Source organism: Nocardia caishijiensis NBRC 108228, from assembly GCF_001612825.1.
Taxonomy (GTDB): domain Bacteria; phylum Actinomycetota; class Actinomycetes; order Mycobacteriales; family Mycobacteriaceae; genus Nocardia; species Nocardia caishijiensis.
Genome location: NZ_BDBE01000025.1, coordinates 506666 through 525104, shown reverse-complemented (window position 1 = coordinate 525104; position 18439 = coordinate 506666). Strand labels below are relative to the sequence as shown.

Genomic DNA, 18439 nt, shown 5'->3' with positions numbered 1-18439 from the left:
TCGAATCCTTCGTTGCAGTAAGTGGGTGTCAGATACCGACAGTGGCGAGCTCGGCCTCGATGGCCGCCTCGAGCCGCTCCCGGACCTCGGGAACCGTGACCTTCTGGATGATCTCGAAGAAGAAGCCACGCACCACCAGGCGGCGGGCGACGTCCTCGGGAATGCCACGAGCGCGCAGGTAGAACAGCTGCTCGTCGTCGAAGCGGCCGGTGGCACTCGCGTGTCCGGCACCGGCGATCTCACCGGTCTCGATCTCCAGGTTCGGCACCGAATCGGCGCGGGCGCCATCGGTGAGCACCAGGTTGCGGTTCGCCTCGTAGGTGTCGGTGCCCTCGGCCGCGGCGCGGATCAGCACATCGCCGATCCAGACCGTGCGGGCGTCGCCCTTCGGCGAGGACGGGTCACCCTGCAGCGCACCCTTGTACAGCACGTTGGACTTGCAGTTGGGCTCGGCGTGATCGACCAGCAACCGCTGCTCGAAGTGCTGGCCCGCGTCGGCGAAGTACAGGCCGAACAACTCGGCCTCGCCGCCGGGACCGGCGTAGCGCACGGTGCCCGACAGGCGGACCAGGTCGCCGCCGAGGGTCGCCGACACGTGCCGCAGGTTCGCGTCGCGACCCAGCTTCAGGTGATGCGCGGTGACGTGCACGGCGTCGTCGGCCCATTCCTGGACGGCGACGACGGTGAGCTTGGCGCTGTCACCGAGCACGAATTCGACGTTCTCGGCGTAGGTTCCGCTGCCGCGCTGATCGAGCACGATCGTGGCGACGGCGAAGTTGTCCAGCCGGATCTGCAGGTGGCCGTAGGCGGTCTTGCCCTCGCCGGGACCGGTGACTGTCACGGTGACGGGGTCGGAAACCTCGGTCTCCTTGCCGACGGTGATGACGGTCGCCGTCTCGAAGCCCGAATAGGCCTGGGCGGCAACACGATCGGCGGGCACACCGGCCTGGCCGAGGCGGGTGTCGGTGCGGTCGACCGTTTCCACGGTGACACCGGCGACCTCGGTCACCTCGACGCCTGCCTGACCGTCACGCACGGCCGTGCCGTCGTGCAGGCCGCGCAGACGACGCAGCGGGGTGAACCGCCACGCCTCGTCACGACCCGACGGGATCTCGAACGCGTCCACGTCGAACGAGGCGAACACCTCGCCCTTGTTGACCGCGGCGCCCGCGCCCGGGTTCTGGGTCGGCGTCTCGAGCGTCGACATCAGCCCACGGCCCCTTCCATCTGCAGCTCGATGAGCCGGTTCAGTTCCAGTGCGTATTCCATCGGCAGTTCCTTGGCGATGGGCTCCACGAAGCCGCGCACCACCATGGCCATCGCCTCGTCCTCGGTGAGACCGCGGCTCATCAGGTAGAACAGCTGGTCCTCGGACACCTTGGAGACCGTGGCCTCGTGGCCCATGGTCACGTCGTCCTCGCGGATGTCGACGTAGGGGTAGGTGTCGGAGCGGCTGATCGTGTCGACCAGCAGCGCGTCACACTTCACCGTCGACTTGGAGCCGTGGGCGCCCTTGTTCACCTGCACCAGACCGCGGTACGACGCGCGACCGCCGCCGCGCGCCACCGACTTCGACACGATGGTCGAGGAGGTGTGCGGGGCCAGGTGCAGCATCTTCGCGCCGGTGTCCTGGTGCTGGCCGACGCCCGCGAACGCCACGGAGAGCACCTCGCCGTGCGCGTGCTCGCCGGTCATCCAGACCGCCGGGTACTTCATGGTGACCTTGGAGCCGATGTTGCCGTCGACCCACTCCATGGTGGCGCCCGCCTCGGCCTTGGCCCGCTTGGTGACCAGGTTGTAGACGTTGTTGGACCAGTTCTGGATGGTCGTGTAGCGGCAGCGACCGCCCTTCTTCACGATGATCTCCACGACCGCGGAGTGCAGCGAGTCGGACTTGTAGATCGGCGCGGTGCAGCCCTCGACGTAGTGGACGTAGGCGTCCTCGTCGACGATGATCAGCGTCCGCTCGAACTGGCCCATGTTCTCGGTGTTGATCCGGAAGTAGGCCTGCAGCGGGATGTCGACGTGCACGCCCGGGGGCACGTAGATGAACGAGCCGCCCGACCACACGGCGGTGTTGAGCGCGGAGAACTTGTTGTCGCCCGCGGGGATCACCGAGCCGAAGTACTCCTGGAAGATCTCCGGGTGCTCCTTGAGCGCGGTGTCGGTGTCGAGGAAGATGACGCCCTGCTTCTCCAGGTCCTCACGGATGGAGTGGTAGACGACCTCGGACTCGTACTGCGCGGCGACACCGGACACGAGGCGCTGCTTCTCGGCCTCGGGGATGCCCAGCTTGTCGTAGGTGTTCTTGATGTCCTCGGGCAGGTCTTCCCAGCTCTCGGCCTGCTTCTCCGACGAGCGCACGAAGTACTTGATGTTGTCGAAGTCGATGCCGTCGAGGTTGGAACCCCAGTTCGGCATGGGCTTGCGGTCGAAGATGCGCAGCGCCTTGAGGCGGATGTCGAGCATCCACTCGGGCTCGTTCTTCTTGGCCGAGATGTCGCGAACGACAGCTTCCGACAGGCCGCGTTGCGCGCTGGCACCGGCCACATCCGAATCGGCCCAGCCGTAACCGTAGTTACCCAGCGAGGCGATGGTCTCGTCCTGGGTCAGCGGTTGCGCCTGGTCGGTGGTCGTCGTCATTCGGCGCTCCTTCCGGAGTCGTTCGTTCGTCCCGCCGCGGGCTGTGCGGCGGATGGGATCTTCGGCACCGCGACCAGCGGCACATGGGTGGTGCAGGCGCAATCGCCGTTGGCGATCGTCGCAAGTCGCTGTACGTGGGTGCCGAGCAGGTCGCGGAAAGCGTCCAGTTCGGCCGCGCACAGCTGCGGGAACTCCTCGGCCACGTGGGCCACCGGGCAATGATGCTGGCAGATCTGCACTCCGGCACCCACCTGGCGGGTGGTCGCGGCGAAACCGGCGTCGGCGAACGCCTCGGCGATCTCCTCGACCTTGGCCTCGATCACGGGGGCGGTGTGCTCGGCGACCGGCTCGATGCCGTCGACGATCGTGCGCACCCGTTTGCGGGCGAACTCGCTGATCGCCTCGTCGCCACCGATCTCACCGAGCTGACGGATCGCGGCGCCTGCCAGGTCGTCGTAGGCGTGGCCGAGGTTGCCACGCCCGGCGGCGGTGAGCTGATATTGCTTGGCGGGCCTGCCGCGCCCCTTCTGCTGCCACGGCGCCGACCGGCTCGCGCGCGCCTGACCTGCGTCGATCAGCGCGTCGAGGTGCCTGCGCACCCCTGCGGGCGCGAGCCCGAGTTCGGCGCTGATGGCGGTGGCGGTGATGGGACCCTGCTCGAGCAGTAGCTGGACGATGGCCGCCCGGGTCTGCCCCTCGTGCGCGGGCACGGCAGACGACCGGGCGCCGGTCGCCTTACGACCGGTCCCTTCCACGCCTGTCCGCAAACCCACGGTTTTCACAACACCAGTGTGGCGGAATTACTTCCCTAAATCTAATAAGGGTCACCTTGCCAAGGGCACCCTGACCTGCGACGAAGACATCCCGCCACCGCCACGCCTCGACAAAACCCCAGGTGCGACCCACCCCCGCCGACCCGCACGGCCCGCACGAGGTGACTCATCGCACACCGGGCAGATCCCCGCACGCACCGGCGAGCAACTCCGAGACCAGCACACATCCGCCCTGGACTCGATCACCACGCTCCGCGGGCGCGAGGCTCTCGCGAGACGCCGCCACCAGAGCGTGGTGATCGGATGTCCAGCTCAGCGGGGAGAGAGGGGGTGGGTGGCCGGTCCCTCGATGACGGCGCCGTCGGGTTCGAAGCGGGAGCCGTGCAGGGGGCAGTCCCAGGTGCGTTCGGCGTCGTTCCAGTGCAGGATGCCGCCCAGGTGAGGGCAGATCGCGGAGATCTCGGTGGTGACGCCGTCGACGGTGGAGACGGCAGTGGGAGCCAGCCCGTGGCGTTCGACGCGGCCGCAGCCTTCCGGAGGGATGCTGTGCCCGTCGGCGCCGAGCAGGTGCAGCCAGCCGGTGGACAGGTAGCGAGCGACGGTCGCGTTGGCGCGGGCGCCCGCCGGGAGGGAGGCGACTTCGCCGAGCCGCCAGGCGGAGAGGGTGTCGGCCCATTTCGGAGCGTCGCCGGTGATGCGGCCCGCGAGAGCGAGCGCGGCGGCGGCGCCGTTGGTGAAACCCCACTTGGCGAAGCCCGTGGCGACGAGGACTTCCTCGCGCCCGGGCACGAGCGGGCCGACATAGGGAAGCTCGCCGACGGGGTGATAGTCCTGCGCCGACCAGCGGTGCAGCAGCTCCGCGCCGGGGAACCACCGACCGGTCCAGTCGAGCAGGTCTCGCACATGTGCCTCGGCGGAGTCCTCGCGGCCCACCTCGTGACCGCTGCCGCCGACCAGGAGCACGTCGTCGGCCGGGTAGCGGCGCAGCGACCGGATCGGTTGTCCCGCACTGATGTACATCTCCTCCGGCACCGGCCCTGGCACCTTGAACGCGGCCAGATAGGAGCGCTGGGCGGTGACGCGGGCGAAGTAGCCACCCCGGTCGAAAATCGGTGTTCCGGTCGCGACGACGACGTTGTTCGCGTCCACCTCGCCGTGTTCGGTACCGATCACCACCCGGCCGTCGTGGTGGCGAAGCCGTTGCGCGCGCGTCGATTCGAAGATCGACCCGCCCTGGGTTTCGACTTCGGCGGCGAGGGCGGCCAGGAAGGCCATCGGGTTGAGCTGGGCCTGCTCGCGCAGCCGCACGGCACCGTGCAGCGGGAACGGTACGTCGACGTCGTCGACCAGGTCGGTGGGCAGACCGGCCGACCGCGTCGCCTCGAATTCCGCCCGGACAGCGGACATCTCGGATTCGTTCTGGGCATAGGTGTAAGCGGCCACGCGCTCGACGGCGAGGTCGCGACCGGCGCAGAAATCCAGCAGCCAGTCGAACCCGTCGAGATTGGCGGCGAGGTAGCGCGAGAGGGTCGCGATGCCGTGCCTGCGGGCGATGGTCTGGGCCCGGGTGCCCTGCAGCAGTGAGACTTTCGCCGTCGACGCGGCCGTGGTGCCCGCGCCGACCCGCTTCGCCTCGAGCACCGCCACCTCCCGGCCCTGCTGGGCCAGCAGCAGCGCGGTCGTCAACCCGACGATGCCCGCGCCGAGGACGACGATGTCGAAGTGCGAACCGGGGGTCAGCCGTAACCGGGCGGGGACTTCGGCGTTGTTCAACCACAGAGACGTCATGGGGAGCGCATAGCCCGGCCTGGCCGGTCGAAACCGGACACGCCCACCGGACCGCCGCACCCCTCGGCCGACCCGTGCGCCTCGCCGAGGTACAGATCGTCTCCCGTCGCCGGGAACCTGGGCGAGCCGCCGACCGACGACGTTCTCACAGCCCGCCTCGTGTCGGTGACTCATGGCACGATGACCATGTGTCACACCCGCCCGCACAGACGTGCGTCCGCCACCCCGACCGGCCGACCGGCCTCGCGTGTACTCGCTGCGGCCGCCCCGCCTGCCCCGAATGCCTACGCTCGGCCGCCGTCGGCCAGCACTGTGTGGACTGCGTCCGGCAGGGTCAGCGCGACGTACGGCAGGTGCGCACCGTCGCGGGCGCGCGGGCGGGCGCGTCGCCGGTACCGATGGTGACCTACGGGCTCATCGCGATCAATGTCCTGCTCTACCTGGTGACCGCCGCGCAGGCGGGCAACCCGATGCAAAACCATCGCGGTTCGTCGGTGTTCGGCGAGTTCGTGCTGGTCCCGCTGCTGGTCGCCGACGGTGAGTGGTGGCGGGTGCTCGGTTCGGGGTTCCTGCACTACGGCGCGATCCATCTGCTCGTCAACATGTTCGCGCTCTACGTCGTCGGACGCGATCTCGAGCAAGTGCTCGGCCGGGTCACCTACGGGTGCCTGTATCTGGTCTCGCTGCTCGGCGGTTCGGCGGCGGTGATGGCGCTGTCGGATCCGTACACCATGACCGCGGGCGCGTCGGGCGCGGTGTACGGCCTGTTCGGCGCCGTGACGGTGACGCTCATCCGGTTGCGCCAGAGCCCGACTCCGATGCTGGTGGTGATCGGCGTCAACGTGCTCATCAGCTTCTCGCTGCCGGGGATCTCGCTGTGGGGTCACCTCGGTGGACTCGCGGCGGGCACGCTCAGCGCGCTGGGCATCCTGTTCGTCCCCGGCTGGCTGTCAGCACGGGATCTACGTTCGGCGCAGCGCCTCGGATGGATCGCGATGGGCCTGGTCACGGTGATCTGCCTGGCCGTCATCATCGCGGCCGCCCTCTGGTTGCGCACGCAACCACCCTTCATCACTCCCCCGATGGTCACCGTGCCCGCCTAGCTCCCGCCGTCACGTCGACGTCCGCCGCCGGTGGCGCACAGGTGCGCCGGGTTCCCGCTGGTGGGGACGTCCACGGCGGCCGGTGGCGCAACGATCGGCGCCGAGCGCACTAGGCTTCGACTCCGTGGCGGTACTGGAGGGCGCGGCGCGCAAGACACTGGCGTTCGGGCGACGAGCCCTCGGGTTCGACGTACCCGCGCCCGATCACACCGTCGCGGCCCTGCACCGCGACGAGACCGAGGTCCCCGGCCTCGACAAACGCGAACGCGCCCAACTGGACCGCATTCGGCTGATGGGCGCCACCGGCACCGTGCTGATGGCCATCGCCGCACTGGGCATCGGCGCCCAGCCGGTCCATCAGAATCCGGTATCAGGGGTGCGGGTGCTCGGCATCTTCGCCCGCGCGCACACCGGATCGCTCGCGATGTGCATGTTCGGCACCGTGCTGGTGATCGGGGCGTGGTTGCTGCTGGGCCGCTTCGCGATCGGCGGTCTCGCCGGATCACCGCCGCACCGCCTGACCCGCTCCCAACTCGACCGCACGCTGCTGCTGTGGATCATCCCACTGTCGGTGGCGCCGCCGATGTTCAGCAACGACGTCTACTCCTACCTGGCCCAGAGCGAGATCGCCGCGCGCGGCATCGACCCCTACGCCGAGGGGCCCGTCGCCGGGCTCGGCATCGACAACGTCCTCACCAACAATGTGCCGACCATCTGGCGTGACACACCGGCGCCGTACGGCCCGCTGTTCCTGTGGATCGGTCGCGGCATCGCCGAACTCACCGGCGACAACATCATCGCCGGGGTGTGGGTGCACCGGTTGCTCGCCCTGGCCGGTGTCGCGCTGATCGTGTGGGCGCTGCCCCGCCTGTCGGTGCGCTGCGGGGTGGCGCCGGTGAGCGCGTTGTGGCTCGGCGCGGCCAATCCCCTCGTCCTGTTCCACCTGGTCGGCGGCGTGCACAACGACGCGCTGATGATCGGCCTGATGCTGGCGGGTATGGAACTCACGCTGCGCGCCATCTACGGCGACGGCGGTACCCGCGACACGCTCACCGGGCACATGCCCCCGCTCGACGCCCGCGGCTACGCCCTGCTGATCGGCGGCGCGGTGGTGATCACGCTGTCGTCGTCGATCAAACTCACCTCCATCATCGCGCTGGGTTTCGTCGGTATGGCACTGGCGCGACGCTGGGGCGGCACCCTGCTCGCCGTCGCCAAGGCCGCTGCCCTGCTCGCGGTGATCGCCGGGGTCACCACGCTTCTCGTGAGTTCGGCCAGCGGACTCGGTTTCGGCTGGATGCACACGCTCAGCGTCGCCAACGCGGTACGCAGTTGGATGTCGCTGCCGACGGTGATCGGCGTCATCACCGGATTCGGCGGGGTACTGCTCGGTCTCGGCGACCACACCACCGCGCTGCTGTCGATCACCCGGCCCATCGCGGGCCTCGTCGCGGGCTTGGTGACGGTGCGCATGCTGGTGGCGACCGGCACCGGCCGACTGCACCCGGTCGGGGCGCTCGGGGTGTCGCTCGGCGCGATCGTGCTGCTGTTCCCGGTGGTCCAGCCCTGGTACCTGTTGTGGGCGATCGTTCCATTGGCCGCCTGGGCCACCCAACCGGTGTTCCGCGTTCCCGCCGTGGCGTTCTCGGCGGTGGTATCGATGCTCGTCATGCCGCGCGGCGCCGAGTTCCAGGTCTTCCAGATCATCGGTGCTGCCCTGGCGGCCGCGGTGTGCTTCGCGCTGTTCTACGTCCTCACCCGGCACACCCTGCCGTGGCGGGCCCAGGCGGGGGTGTCGGCTCCGTCACAGGAGGGCACGGCTTACCGTGTCACATCGTGACGAGAAGCCCGGGACCCGCCGTTAGCGTCGACGGCGTGGTCAAGCGCTACGGCGACACCACCGCGGTGGACGGCCTGCGTTTCGACGTGGAGCGGGCGCAGGTCTTCGCGCTGCTCGGCCCCAACGGCGCGGGCAAGACCACCACCGTGGAGATGTGCGAGGGCTTCGTGCGCCCCGACGCGGGCGCGGTCCGGGTGCTCGGCCTCGACCCGATCGCCGACTCCGAGCAGCTGCGGCCACGTATCGGCGTGATGCTGCAGGGCGGCGGCGCCTACCCCGGCGCCCGCGCGGGCGAGATGCTCGACCTGGTCGCGGCCTACTCCGCGAATCCCCTCGACCCCGACTGGCTGCTGCGCACTCTCGGCCTGCGGGACAACCGCCGCACCCCCTACCGGCGCCTCTCGGGCGGTCAGCAACAGCGCCTCGCGCTCGCGTGCGCCCTGGTCGGCAGGCCGGAGATCGTGTTCCTCGACGAACCGACGGCCGGACTGGACGCCCAGGCCCGGTTGATCGTCTGGGAGCTCATCGACGCCCTGCGCCGCGACGGCGTGAGCGTCGTGCTCACCACGCACCTGATGGACGAGGCCGAACAGCTCGCCGACCAACTCGTCATCATCGACCACGGCGAGATCGTCGCCGAGGGCACCCCGGCCGAGGTCACCGCGCACGGCGCCGCCGGGCAGCTGCGTTTCTGCGCTCCACCGAAACTCGATGTCGCTCTGCTGAAATCCGCGCTGCCCGAAGGGTTCTCGCCGCACGAGACCACGCCGGGCACCTACCTGGTCGAGGGTGAGATCACCCCGCAGGTGCTGGCGACGGTCACCGCCTGGTGCGCGCGGATGGACGTGCTCGCCACCGACATCCGCATCGATCAGCGGCGTCTCGAAGACGTCTTCCTCGAACTCACCGGACGGGACCTGCGCGGATGACCGAGACCGTGAGCCGGTTCCAGCCCGGCACCTTCACCCCCGACCCCCGCCCCGCCTCGCGCGCCGCGATGCTCACCGCGCAGACCACACTCGAGCTGAAACTGCTGCTGCGCAACGGCGAACAACTGCTGCTCACCATGTTCATCCCGATCACCCTGCTGATCGGGCTCACGCTGCTCCCGTTCGGCGACCTCGGCGCGGACCGGGTGAACCGGGTCGTGCCGATGGTGATGATGACCGCGGTGATGTCGACGGCGTTCACCGGTCAGGCCATCGCGGTCGGCTTCGACCGCCGCTACGGCGCCCTCAAACGGCTCGGCGCCACCCCGTTGCCGCGCTGGGGTGTCATCGCGGGCAAATGCGCGGCCGTCCTGATCGTCGTGGTGCTGCAGGCGGTGCTGCTCGGGGCCATCGGGATGGCGCTGGGCTGGCGGCCGGGTGTCGGTGGGCTCGCCCTCGGTGCCCTGGTGATCGCGCTGGGCACGGCGACGTTCGCGGCGATGGGTCTGCTGCTCGGCGGCACCCTCAAGGCCGAGATCGTGCTCGCGCTGGCCAATATCCTGTGGTTCGTGATGCTCGGCATCGCCAGCCTCGTGCTCGTCGACACCGTGCCCGACGCGCTCACGGTGATCGCGCGATTGGTCCCGTCGGGCGCACTGGCCTACGCCCTGGAAGCGGCCCTGACCGGCGCGATCGACTGGTTCGGTGTCGCGGTGCTCGCTGCGTGGGGCGTGCTGTGCGGCTGGCTGGCCACCCGGCTGTTCCGCTTCAGCTGACGTGACCAACGACGCACTGTAGTAGCCCGGGTATCGAGCCGGAATTTCCTGCCAGTACCATCGTGACGTGCTGTATCGCGCCTTCGTTGGCCTCGTCGACCGGCTGCCACTCCCCTCGCTGCGGACCCAGCGGCTCGTCGCCCTCGCGGTGATTCTGAGCCAGGCCGGGATCTCGGTGACCGGCGCGATCGTGCGCGTCACCGCGTCCGGTCTCGGTTGCCCCACCTGGCCGCAGTGCTTCCCCGGCAGCTTCACCCCCGTCGGGGTGTCAGAGGTGCCCGTGCTGCACCAGACGGTGGAGTTCGGCAACCGCCTACTCACCTTCGTGGTGACGCTGTGCGCGGCGCTGATCGTGCTGGCCGTGGTCCGGGCGCGGCGGCGCAAGGAAGTCCTCGTCTACGCCTGGCTGATGCCCGGCGGCACCGTCGTCCAGGCGATCATCGGTGGCATCACCGTGCGCACCGGCCTGCTGTGGTGGACGGTGGCCGTGCACCTGCTCGCCTCGATGGTGATGGTGTGGCTGGCGGTGGTGCTCTACGCCAAGATCGGCCAGCCCGACGACGGCATCGATACCGTGCAGGTCCCCGCGCCCCTACGCTGGCTCACCGCGCTGAGCGGTGTGGCGCTGGCGGGTGTGTTGATCGCGGGCACGCTGGTCACCGCCGCCGGACCGCACGCGGGTGACAAGAGCATCGACCGGCCGGTGGCCCGCCTCGAGGTCGAAATCGTCACCCTCGTGCATCTGCACTCGCAACTGCTCATCGGCTACCTGGCCCTGCTCATCGGCTTGGCCTTCGGTCTCTACGCCGTCGGCATCACACCGGCGATCCGCAAGCGGCTGTTCGTGCTCCTCGGCATCGTCCTCGCGCAGGCACTGGTCGGGGTCGTGCAGTACTTCACCGACGTCCCCGCCGCGCTGGTCGCCATCCACGTCGGTGGCGCCGCGGCCTGCACCGCCGCCACCGCCGCCCTGTGGGCGTCCCTGCGCACCCGCGAGACCGTCGCCGCCCCGGCCGTCACCGCCGCGGCTACGCACTGACCACCCTCCGGAAACCACACGGTCGCCGCGACCTCACCTCGCGAGGGCTGCGGCGACCGGTTCGGAACGCTCGGATCGACGTCGCGGGATCAGGCTCCCGGGAACGCGTTCGCGTTGCGGGCTTTCGGGAACTTGGTCGAGCGAGCGACCCAGCCCGCCATCTTGGCCCAGTGGCCCTTGGCCGGGGTCACCTTGGAGACCAGCTCGCGGTCCCACTCGTCGGCTTCGGTGAGCCCGTCGACGCGCTCGACGATGGCCTTGGCGGTCGCCAGGTCGGCCACGACCCGGTCACCGAGCACCCCGTCCTCGCCGACGAGGGTGATGCGCACACCCTGCTCGCCGATGTACTGCAGCACCGCCGTGCCCGAACCGCCGTGCTGGGCGACGAACTTCGCGATGGACTTCTCGACCTCGGCGGGCACCTTCACGGCCTCGGGCGCGGCGGTTGTACTCATGGGCGATAGTTTACCGGGGGGTAGTTTCGCGTCCACCCCCGAGTGACAGCGGACACGGGGTGTACAAAGAGATCTCATGCGCGCGATTCAGGTTTCCGAGCACGGTGGTCCCGAGGTTCTGCGGTCGGTGGAGGTCGAGGCTCCGCGAATCGAGCCGAGACAACTGCTCGTCGACACCGACGCCATCGGTGTGAACTACATCGACATCTACTTCCGCACCGGGTTGTATCCGCAGGCCACCCCATATATCCCGGGTTCCGAAGGCACCGGCGTGGTGGCGGAGGTCGGACCCGAGGTCACCGAGTTCACCGTCGGCGATCGGGTGGCGTGGGCGGCGGCACCGGGCAGCTACGCGCAGCGCGTGGCCGTCGACGAGGCCGTCGCGGTGAAGGTGCCCGAGGGCGTGGAACCGACCGTCGCGGCGGCGGCCCTCTTGCAGGGCATGACCGCGCACTACCTGGTCGAATCGGTCTTCACCCCCGAACCGGGCGATGCGGTGCTGGTGCACGCGGGCGCGGGGGGTGTGGGTCTGTTGCTCACCCAGCTGGCCGCCGCCAAGGGCGCCCGGGTCGTCACCACGGTCTCCACCGATGCCAAGGAGCAGCTCTCGCGCGAGGCGGGCGCCACGGAGGTCCTGCGCTACGACGACGACCTCGCCGCCCGGGTCCGCGACCTCACCGACGGTCAAGGGGTGGCCGCGGTCTACGACGGTGTCGGCGCGAGCACGTTCGAGGCGAGTCTCGCCTCGTTGCGGGTGCGCGGCACCCTCGCCCTGTTCGGTGCGGCCAGCGGCCCGGTCCCGCCGTTCGATCCGCAACGCCTCAACCCCGCCGGTTCGCTCTGGCTCACCCGCCCGTCGCTGGGCGCCTACACCCGCGACCGCACCGAATTCCTGTGGCGCGCAACAGATGTCTTCAACGCCATCGCCGAGGGCGCGCTGAAGCTGCGCGTCGGTGCCACCTACCCCCTCGCCGACGCCGCCGAGGCCCACCGCGACCTGGCGGCCCGCACAACCACCGGTTCCATCGTCCTGCTCCCCTAGCCCTACCGCGTCACACCGACCCCGGCCGGTACCTGCACCCAGCCCGTACCGGCCGTTTCCGTCGCCTACCTCGGGCCCCACCACGAGTCGGCGCCGGTCCCCAGCCCAGCCGGTACCGGCTGCTACGCCGCCTGCGTCGAGCATTCGTCAGTAGTCGCGGCCCGTGAGCCCTCGGTAGACGAACCGTGTGATCGACTCGATGGCCTCTTCGTCGGTCAGCGTCACCGATCCGTCCTCGACCATGCGCAGCGTCCCGTCGACCGCGGCGAACATCATCGCGAGGCTGGCGTCGACCGAACCCGGCAGGCGGAGGCCACGATCGGGGAAATCGGATACGTGGCCCGCGATGTCGGCGCGCTGCGCGGTGCCGAAACCCGCGACGATCCGGGCGAATTCGGGGCTGACCTGCGCGGCCTGCCCGATCGCGCGGAGCACGGCGGTGTTCTCTCTGGCGAAGGTCCAGTAGCCGCGCACGTGGTAGCGCACGGCGGCCGGATCGGCGAAGTCCCCGCTGTGTTCGGGATCGACGGCGCGTTCGTCCCCAGCAGCGGCGATATCGGCGAGCAACGCCTGGAGCAGTTCCTCTTTGCTCGCGAAGTGGTTGTAGAACGAGCCCGCGGCCCGGCCCGCGGCGGCGGTGATGTCGGTGATCTTCGCGTTCAGGTAGCCATGTTCGGCGAACACCTGCCGCGCGGCGTCCTTGAGCGCCTGCTCGGTCTCCGCGGATTTCTCGCGCCTGCTGCCACCCATTCGAGGTCACCTCCTTGACAGGCACGCTACCAATACTGAAACTGAATTCATCTTCACTGAATGTGGATTCAGTTATCGTTTCGGGAGGAAGTCCTCATGTCCGATCAGATACTTGTCGCCGGTGCGGGTCCGAGCGGCCTCACCCTCGCCATCGATCTCGCGCGGCGCGGGATGGATGTCCGGCTCGTCGATCGCGCCGCGCGGCCCTTCCAGGGCTCGCGCGGTGACGGGATCCAGCCACGAACGCTGGAGGTGTTCGACGATCTCGGCGTCCTCGATGCGGTATCGGCGGCCGGACGCGACGTCCCGGTCATTCGCGCCTATTTCGCGGGTGAGTTCGTCGGCGAGCACCGCATGGCCGAACCGGTGGCACCGACACCGGACGTGCCGTACCCGAACGGGTGGGTCCTCGGCCAATCCGACACCGAGGCGATTCTGCGCGCCAGGCTGGCCGAGCTGGGTGTGCGGGCCGAATTCGGCACGGCGCTGGTCGACTTCACCCAGAACGACAGCGGTGTCACGGCGCGACTGCGACGCGATGGCGGCGAGGAGATCGTCCACGCGCGGTATCTCGTCGGCACCGACGGCGGGGCGAGCACCGTGCGCAAACGTCTCGGGATCGCGTTCGAGGGCCGCACCGACGAGTCGGTCGAGATGCTGCTCGGCGATGTCCGTGTCGACGAACTCGACCACGAATTCGGCTATTGGTTCGCCGCCGCGCCCGACCAGCCGATGAACGGCTTCAGCCTGTCACCGCTTCCGGGTGGGCGGCGTTTCCAGTTCGCCGCACCACTGGTCGAGGACCGGGCCCCGGACCTGGCCACCCTGCGGGACCTGACCGACCGCCACGCCCCGGCACTCGGGCTGACCCCGCGCGACCTATCCTGGATCACGGTGTGGCGCCCCAACATTCGCCTCGCCGAGCGCTTCCGCGTCGGCCGGGTCCTGCTCGCGGGCGATGCCGCCCACGTCCATCCACCGACCGGCGGACAAGGCCTCAACACCGGCGTCCAGGACGCCTACAACCTCGGCTGGAAGCTGGCCGCCGCCCTCGACGGCGACACCGCCCCGCTCGACACCTACGAATCCGAGCGCCGCACGGTCGCGGCGCGCGTCCTCGACCTGAGCACCGAACTCCTCGACAAACTCGTCGACGGCGACCCGGACGCGATGCGCCGCGGCCCCGAAACTCGCCAGCTCGGCATCACCTACCGCTCCCCCGACGACCACGGTCCGCTCGTCGCGGGCGATCGCGCACCGGACGCCCCGCTCCACGACGCGACCGGCCGCCCGATCCGCCTGTTCGACGTCTTCCGCGGCCCCCACGCCACCCTGCTGCGTTTCACGGGCCCGACGGACCGCGGCTCCACACCCGCTGACGACCCGACTGTTCGCACGATCGAGATTCGGCGAGCCGCTCGCCCGGACCATCCCGAAGCCACCGCGTCCACGACGCTCTTCGACACCGGCGGGCACGCTTTCTCCGCCTACGCGGCCACCCCCGGCACCCGGATCCTGATCCGACCGGACGGCCACCTCGCCCACCGGCGGTAGACCGTCCGAACACACCGGTGGCCGAGCACCCCGTGCCCGGCCACCGGTGTTCGACGGCGTCAGAGGCCGACGATGCTGCCCAGCGTGGTCCAGCCGAGCACCGAGTCCACCGCCAAACCACAGAAGACCACGGCCAGATAGTTGTTGGACTGCAGGAACAGCCGCAGTGGCTTCACCGATTCGCCGCGGCGTACACCGGCATAGAGCTGGTGGGCCATCAGCAGGAACCAGGCACCGGCGACCAGGGCGACCGCCGCGTAGACGACACCGGTCGCCGGGACGAGCGCGAGGGTGGCCAGCACGGTGAGCCAGGTATAGATGACGATCTGCTTGGTGACGACCTGCTCGGTCGCGACCACCGGCAGCATCGGCACCCCGGCCGCGCGGTAGTCCTCCTTGTAGCGCATCGCCAGCGCCCAGGTGTGCGGCGGCGTCCAGAAGAAGATCACCGCGAACAGCACGATCGCGGGCCAGCCGATGGTCCCGGTGACCGCCGACCAGCCGACGAGGGCGGGCATGCAGCCCGCCGCGCCACCCCACACCACGTTCTGTGAGGTCCGGCGCTTGAGGCCCTTGGTGTAGACGAAGACGTAGAACAGGATCGTCGCCACCACGAGCACGCCGCTGAGCAGGTTGGCCTGCCACCACAGCCAGGCGAAGGAGATGATCCCGAGCGTCACACCGAAGACGAAGGCATGGGAGGTCGGCACCGCGTCGCGGGCCAGCGGGCGACGCGCGGTCCGCTTCATCACCTTGTCGATGTCGGCGTCGGCGACACAGTTCAGCGTGTTGGCGCTGGCCGCGCCCATCCAGCCACCGAACAGGGTGACCAGGATCAGCCGGATGTCGACATTGCCCCGATCGGCCAGGAGCATGGTCGGGATGGTCGCGACGAGCAACAGCTCGATGACCCGCGGCTTGGTGAGCGCGATGTAGGCCAGTGGCTTACGCACGATCCGGGCGAACACGCTGTGGCCCGCGAGCCGATCGGCCAGGGCCGTCGACGAGGAACCGTGCGCACCGCTACTACCCGGCTGGTTACCGATCCGCACTGTTTCTCCTCGCACGCTGTGCTTCGCATCCGGCATTGGAACGAGCAGCGCGCGGCTGCGGCGCGGCCACTACTACAGACGATGGTAGACGGTGACACAGGCGGCTGGCGCCGCGGGTCGCGCGGTGTCATGGGCCGCTGGCGCGGCGGGTCGCGCGGTGTCATCGGCCGCTGGCGCGGCGGGTCGCGGCGCTTGACTCCGCCTCTTCCCTCCCTCCGGGCACTCCTTCGTCGCGCCCTCCGGTCGGTCCAGAGGCGGAGGCGCGCCGCGACCGTGACCGATTCGCGCCGCTGTCTGCGGGGTGAACCGGTCCCGACACGCAGGTGAACGGCGTGCCGCGCGCCGCGCCGGGTCCCGGAGACGACCCCGAGCGTGATCGCGGGAAGGGCAACTAGACTCACACTCAGGGTTCGCGCCGATCAGGTGGAGCAACACCTCTAGGGTATTCCTGTACATCGGTACGTCCCTCGGCCGCGTGCGGTCCGAACGACATCATCGCCGCTGCCATCTACTCGCCGTCGACGAAACCTAGGTCAGGAGAACCACGGTCGTGTCAGTCACAGACGACATTCGCGCCCTCACTCAGCGGAACTACCCCAGCGACTGGACGGACCTGGACACCAAGGCCGTCGATACCGCCCGTGTTCTCGCCGCCGACGCGGTGCAGAAGGCGGGCAACGGTCACCCGGGCACCGCGATGAGCCTCGCCCCCGTCGCCTACAGCCTCTTCCAGCGCGTCATGCGCCACGACCCGGCCGATCCGAGCTGGTCGGGGCGCGACCGCTTCGTGCTCTCGTGTGGCCATTCCAGCCTCACCCTCTACATCCAGCTGTACCTGGCCGGTTTCGGCCTGGAACTGTCGGACCTCGAGCAGCTGCGCCAGTGGGATTCGCTGACCCCCGGCCACCCCGAGTTCCGCCACACCGACGGTGTCGAGATCACCACCGGCCCGCTCGGCCAGGGTCTGGCCTCCGCGGTGGGCATGGCGATGGCGGCGCGGCGCGAGCGCGGCCTGTTCGATCCCGACGCCCCGACCGGTGCGAGCCCGTTCGACCACCACATCTTCGTCATCGCCTCCGACGGTGACATGCAGGAGGGCGTCACCGCCGAGGCCTCCTCGATCGCGGGCACCCAACAGCTGGGCAACCTCGTGCTGATCTACGACGACAACGAGATCTCCATCGAGGACAACACCGACATCGCCTTCACCGAGGACGTGGCCGCGCGCTACGAGGCCTACGGCTGGCACGTGCAGACCGTCCTGGGCGGCGAGGACGTGGTGGCGATCGAGGCGGCCATCGAGGCGGCCAAGGCGGTGACCGACAAGCCGTCGATCATCATCCTGCGCACCATCATCGGCTTCCCCGCCCCGAACAAGATGAACACCGGTGGCGTGCACGGCGCCGCGCTCGGCCCCGACGAGGTCGCCGCGGTGAAGAAGGCGCTGGGCTTCGACCCGGACAAGTCCTTCGATGTCGACCCGGCCGTCATCGAGCACACCCGCAAGGCGCTGACCCGGGGCGCCGAGGCGAAGGCGAAGTGGCAGAAGGACTTCGACGCCTGGGCCGAGGCGAACCCGGCGAACAAGGAACTGTTCGACCGCCTGCTGACCCGGTCGCTGCCCAAGGGCTGGACCGAGAGCCTGCCGATCTTCGAGCCCGACCCGAAGGGCATGGCCACCCGTAAGGCCTCCGGCAAGGTGATCGCCTCGCTCGCCGACGTGCTGCCCGAGCTGTGGGGCGGTTCGGCCGACCTGGCCGAGTCCAACAACACCACCATGCCCGGTCAGCCCAGCTTCGGTCCCGAGGCGATCTCCACCGGTATGTGGAAGGCGCAGCCCTACGGCCGCACCCTGCACTTCGGTATCCGTGAGCACGCCATGGGCTCGATCCTCAACGGCATCGCCCTGCACGGCCCGACCCGCCCCTACGGCGGCACCTTCCTGGTGTTCTCCGACTACATGCGCCCGGCGGTCCGCCTGGCCGCGCTGATGCGGGTGCCCGCGATCTACGTGTGGACCCACGACTCCATCGGCCTCGGCGAGGACGGCCCGACGCACCAGCCGATCGAGCACCTGGCCGCGCTGCGCGCCATCCCCGGCCTCAACGTGGTCCGCCCCGGCGACGCCAACGAGACCGCCTACGCCTGGCGCACCATCCTCGAGCGCGACTCCGACGAGCACGCCTCGCACTTCCACACCTACGACGCCCCCCACCAGGACGGTCCGTCCGCGCTGGCGCTGACCCGCCAGGACGTGCCGACCCTCGAGGGCACCAGCTACGAGGGCGTGCGCCGCGGCGGCTACGTGCTGGCCGAGGCGTCCACCGGCACCCCGGAGCTGATCCTGGTCGGCACCGGTTCGGAGCTGCAGCTGGCCGTCGAGGCCCGCACTACCCTGGAAGCACAGGGCATTCCGACCCGCGTGGTCTCGATGCCGTGTGTGGAATGGTTCGACGCCCAGGACCAGGCCTACCGCGACGAGGTGTTCCCGCCCGCCGTGCGCGCCAGGGTCGTCGTCGAGGCCGGGATCGCGATGCCGTGGCACCGGCTCGTCGGTGACGCGGGCGAGGTCGTGTCGATCGAGCACTTCGGCGCGTCCGCGAACTTCAAGAAGCTCTACAGCGAATTCGGTATCACCGCCGATGCCGTCGTCGCCGCCGCGCAGCGCACGCTCGACAAGGTGAAGGGGTAAAAC

At 69.6% G+C, this 18439-nt stretch carries 15 protein-coding genes; 8 read left to right on the top strand and 7 right to left on the bottom strand.

Going from position 1 to position 18439, the window contains the following annotated elements:
* Window positions 1-28: 28 nt before the first annotated feature.
* The 4 genes from sufD to NC7_RS09255 form a co-directional block, all read right to left on the bottom strand.
* Window positions 29-1207 carry a Fe-S cluster assembly protein SufD gene (gene sufD / locus NC7_RS09270; protein WP_067981091.1) on the bottom strand — a complete coding sequence of 393 codons (1179 nt, stop codon included), beginning with the start codon at window positions 1205-1207 and terminating at the stop codon, window positions 29-31.
* Window positions 1207-2643 (bottom strand): Fe-S cluster assembly protein SufB, encoded by a 1437-nt coding sequence (gene sufB, locus NC7_RS09265; protein ID WP_067981090.1) that lies wholly within the window; start codon window positions 2641-2643, stop codon window positions 1207-1209. Before sufB ends, sufD begins: the two co-directional genes overlap by 1 nt.
* A complete protein-coding gene (locus tag NC7_RS09260; RefSeq protein ID WP_373861240.1) occupies window positions 2640-3416 on the bottom strand; it encodes a helix-turn-helix transcriptional regulator in 777 nt (258 codons plus the stop codon). The genes sufB and NC7_RS09260 overlap by 4 nt, the downstream gene beginning before the upstream one ends.
* 312 nt (window positions 3417-3728) lie before the next feature.
* The gene (locus NC7_RS09255) at window positions 3729-5204 is read right to left on the bottom strand and encodes an FAD-dependent oxidoreductase (RefSeq protein ID WP_067981088.1); all 1476 of its coding nucleotides are present in this window, start codon (window positions 5202-5204) and stop codon (window positions 3729-3731) included.
* Window positions 5205-5392: 188 nt separating this feature from the next.
* Here NC7_RS09255 and NC7_RS09250 point away from each other — a divergent pair, with 188 nt between their 5' ends.
* The 5 genes from NC7_RS09250 to NC7_RS09230 all read left to right on the top strand — a co-directional run bounded on the left by NC7_RS09250 (window position 5393) and on the right by NC7_RS09230 (window position 10891).
* Entirely contained in the window at window positions 5393-6307 is a 915-nt protein-coding gene (locus NC7_RS09250) for a rhomboid family intramembrane serine protease (RefSeq protein WP_067981087.1), read from the top strand.
* A 124-nt stretch (window positions 6308-6431) separates the two neighbouring features.
* Entirely contained in the window at window positions 6432-8147 is a 1716-nt protein-coding gene (mptB, locus tag NC7_RS09245; RefSeq protein WP_067981086.1) for a polyprenol phosphomannose-dependent alpha 1,6 mannosyltransferase MptB, read from the top strand.
* Window positions 8141-9076 carry an ABC transporter ATP-binding protein gene (locus NC7_RS09240; RefSeq protein ID WP_174550217.1) on the top strand — a complete coding sequence of 312 codons (936 nt, stop codon included), beginning with the start codon at window positions 8141-8143 and terminating at the stop codon, window positions 9074-9076. The genes mptB and NC7_RS09240 overlap by 7 nt, the downstream gene beginning before the upstream one ends.
* Window positions 9073-9852 carry an ABC transporter permease gene (locus NC7_RS09235; protein ID WP_067981084.1) on the top strand — a complete coding sequence of 260 codons (780 nt, stop codon included), beginning with the start codon at window positions 9073-9075 and terminating at the stop codon, window positions 9850-9852. The genes NC7_RS09240 and NC7_RS09235 overlap by 4 nt, the downstream gene beginning before the upstream one ends.
* 67 nt (window positions 9853-9919) lie before the next feature.
* Entirely contained in the window at window positions 9920-10891 is a 972-nt protein-coding gene (locus tag NC7_RS09230) for a COX15/CtaA family protein (RefSeq protein WP_067981083.1), read from the top strand.
* A gap of 89 nt (window positions 10892-10980) precedes the next feature.
* On the opposite strand, the gene NC7_RS09225 is transcribed toward NC7_RS09230, so the two are convergent.
* Window positions 10981-11346 (bottom strand): hypothetical protein, encoded by a 366-nt coding sequence (locus tag NC7_RS09225; protein ID WP_067981082.1) that lies wholly within the window; start codon window positions 11344-11346, stop codon window positions 10981-10983.
* Between the two features lie 76 nt (window positions 11347-11422).
* Here NC7_RS09225 and NC7_RS09220 point away from each other — a divergent pair, with 76 nt between their 5' ends.
* Window positions 11423-12388: a quinone oxidoreductase family protein gene (locus NC7_RS09220; RefSeq protein WP_067981081.1), complete on the top strand. Its 966-nt coding sequence runs from the start codon at window positions 11423-11425 to the stop codon at window positions 12386-12388.
* A 147-nt stretch (window positions 12389-12535) separates the two neighbouring features.
* Here NC7_RS09220 and NC7_RS09215 read toward each other — a convergent pair whose 3' ends face one another.
* The gene (locus tag NC7_RS09215; protein ID WP_067981080.1) at window positions 12536-13138 is read right to left on the bottom strand and encodes a TetR/AcrR family transcriptional regulator; all 603 of its coding nucleotides are present in this window, start codon (window positions 13136-13138) and stop codon (window positions 12536-12538) included.
* Between the two features lie 96 nt (window positions 13139-13234).
* Between NC7_RS09215 and NC7_RS09210 the strand changes: the two genes are divergently transcribed.
* Entirely contained in the window at window positions 13235-14692 is a 1458-nt protein-coding gene (locus tag NC7_RS09210; protein ID WP_067981079.1) for an FAD-dependent monooxygenase, read from the top strand.
* A 59-nt stretch (window positions 14693-14751) separates the two neighbouring features.
* Here NC7_RS09210 and NC7_RS09205 read toward each other — a convergent pair whose 3' ends face one another.
* The gene (locus tag NC7_RS09205) at window positions 14752-15744 is read right to left on the bottom strand and encodes a heme o synthase (RefSeq protein WP_067981078.1); all 993 of its coding nucleotides are present in this window, start codon (window positions 15742-15744) and stop codon (window positions 14752-14754) included.
* Between the two features lie 550 nt (window positions 15745-16294).
* On the opposite strand from NC7_RS09205, the gene tkt reads away from it, so the two are divergent.
* Window positions 16295-18436: a transketolase gene (tkt, locus tag NC7_RS09200; RefSeq protein ID WP_067981077.1), complete on the top strand. Its 2142-nt coding sequence runs from the start codon at window positions 16295-16297 to the stop codon at window positions 18434-18436.
* Window positions 18437-18439: the final 3 nt, after the last annotated feature.

What these genes read in the sequence shown, in the direction of transcription:
- NC7_RS09255 (WP_067981088.1), bottom strand. Translation starts at nt 5,204, where the DNA reads ATGACGTCTCTGTGGTTGAACAACGCCGAAGTCCCCGCCCGGTTACGG.
- sufD (WP_067981091.1), bottom strand. Translation starts at nt 1,207, where the DNA reads ATGTCGACGCTCGAGACGCCGACCCAGAACCCGGGCGCGGGCGCCGCG.
- NC7_RS09220 (WP_067981081.1), top strand. Translation starts at nt 11,423, where the DNA reads ATGCGCGCGATTCAGGTTTCCGAGCACGGTGGTCCCGAGGTTCTGCGG.
- NC7_RS09225 (WP_067981082.1), bottom strand. Translation starts at nt 11,346, where the DNA reads ATGAGTACAACCGCCGCGCCCGAGGCCGTGAAGGTGCCCGCCGAGGTC.
- NC7_RS09215 (WP_067981080.1), bottom strand. Translation starts at nt 13,138, where the DNA reads ATGGGTGGCAGCAGGCGCGAGAAATCCGCGGAGACCGAGCAGGCGCTC.
- NC7_RS09235 (WP_067981084.1), top strand. Translation starts at nt 9,073, where the DNA reads ATGACCGAGACCGTGAGCCGGTTCCAGCCCGGCACCTTCACCCCCGAC.
- NC7_RS09210 (WP_067981079.1), top strand. Translation starts at nt 13,235, where the DNA reads ATGTCCGATCAGATACTTGTCGCCGGTGCGGGTCCGAGCGGCCTCACC.
- sufB (WP_067981090.1), bottom strand. Translation starts at nt 2,643, where the DNA reads ATGACGACGACCACCGACCAGGCGCAACCGCTGACCCAGGACGAGACC.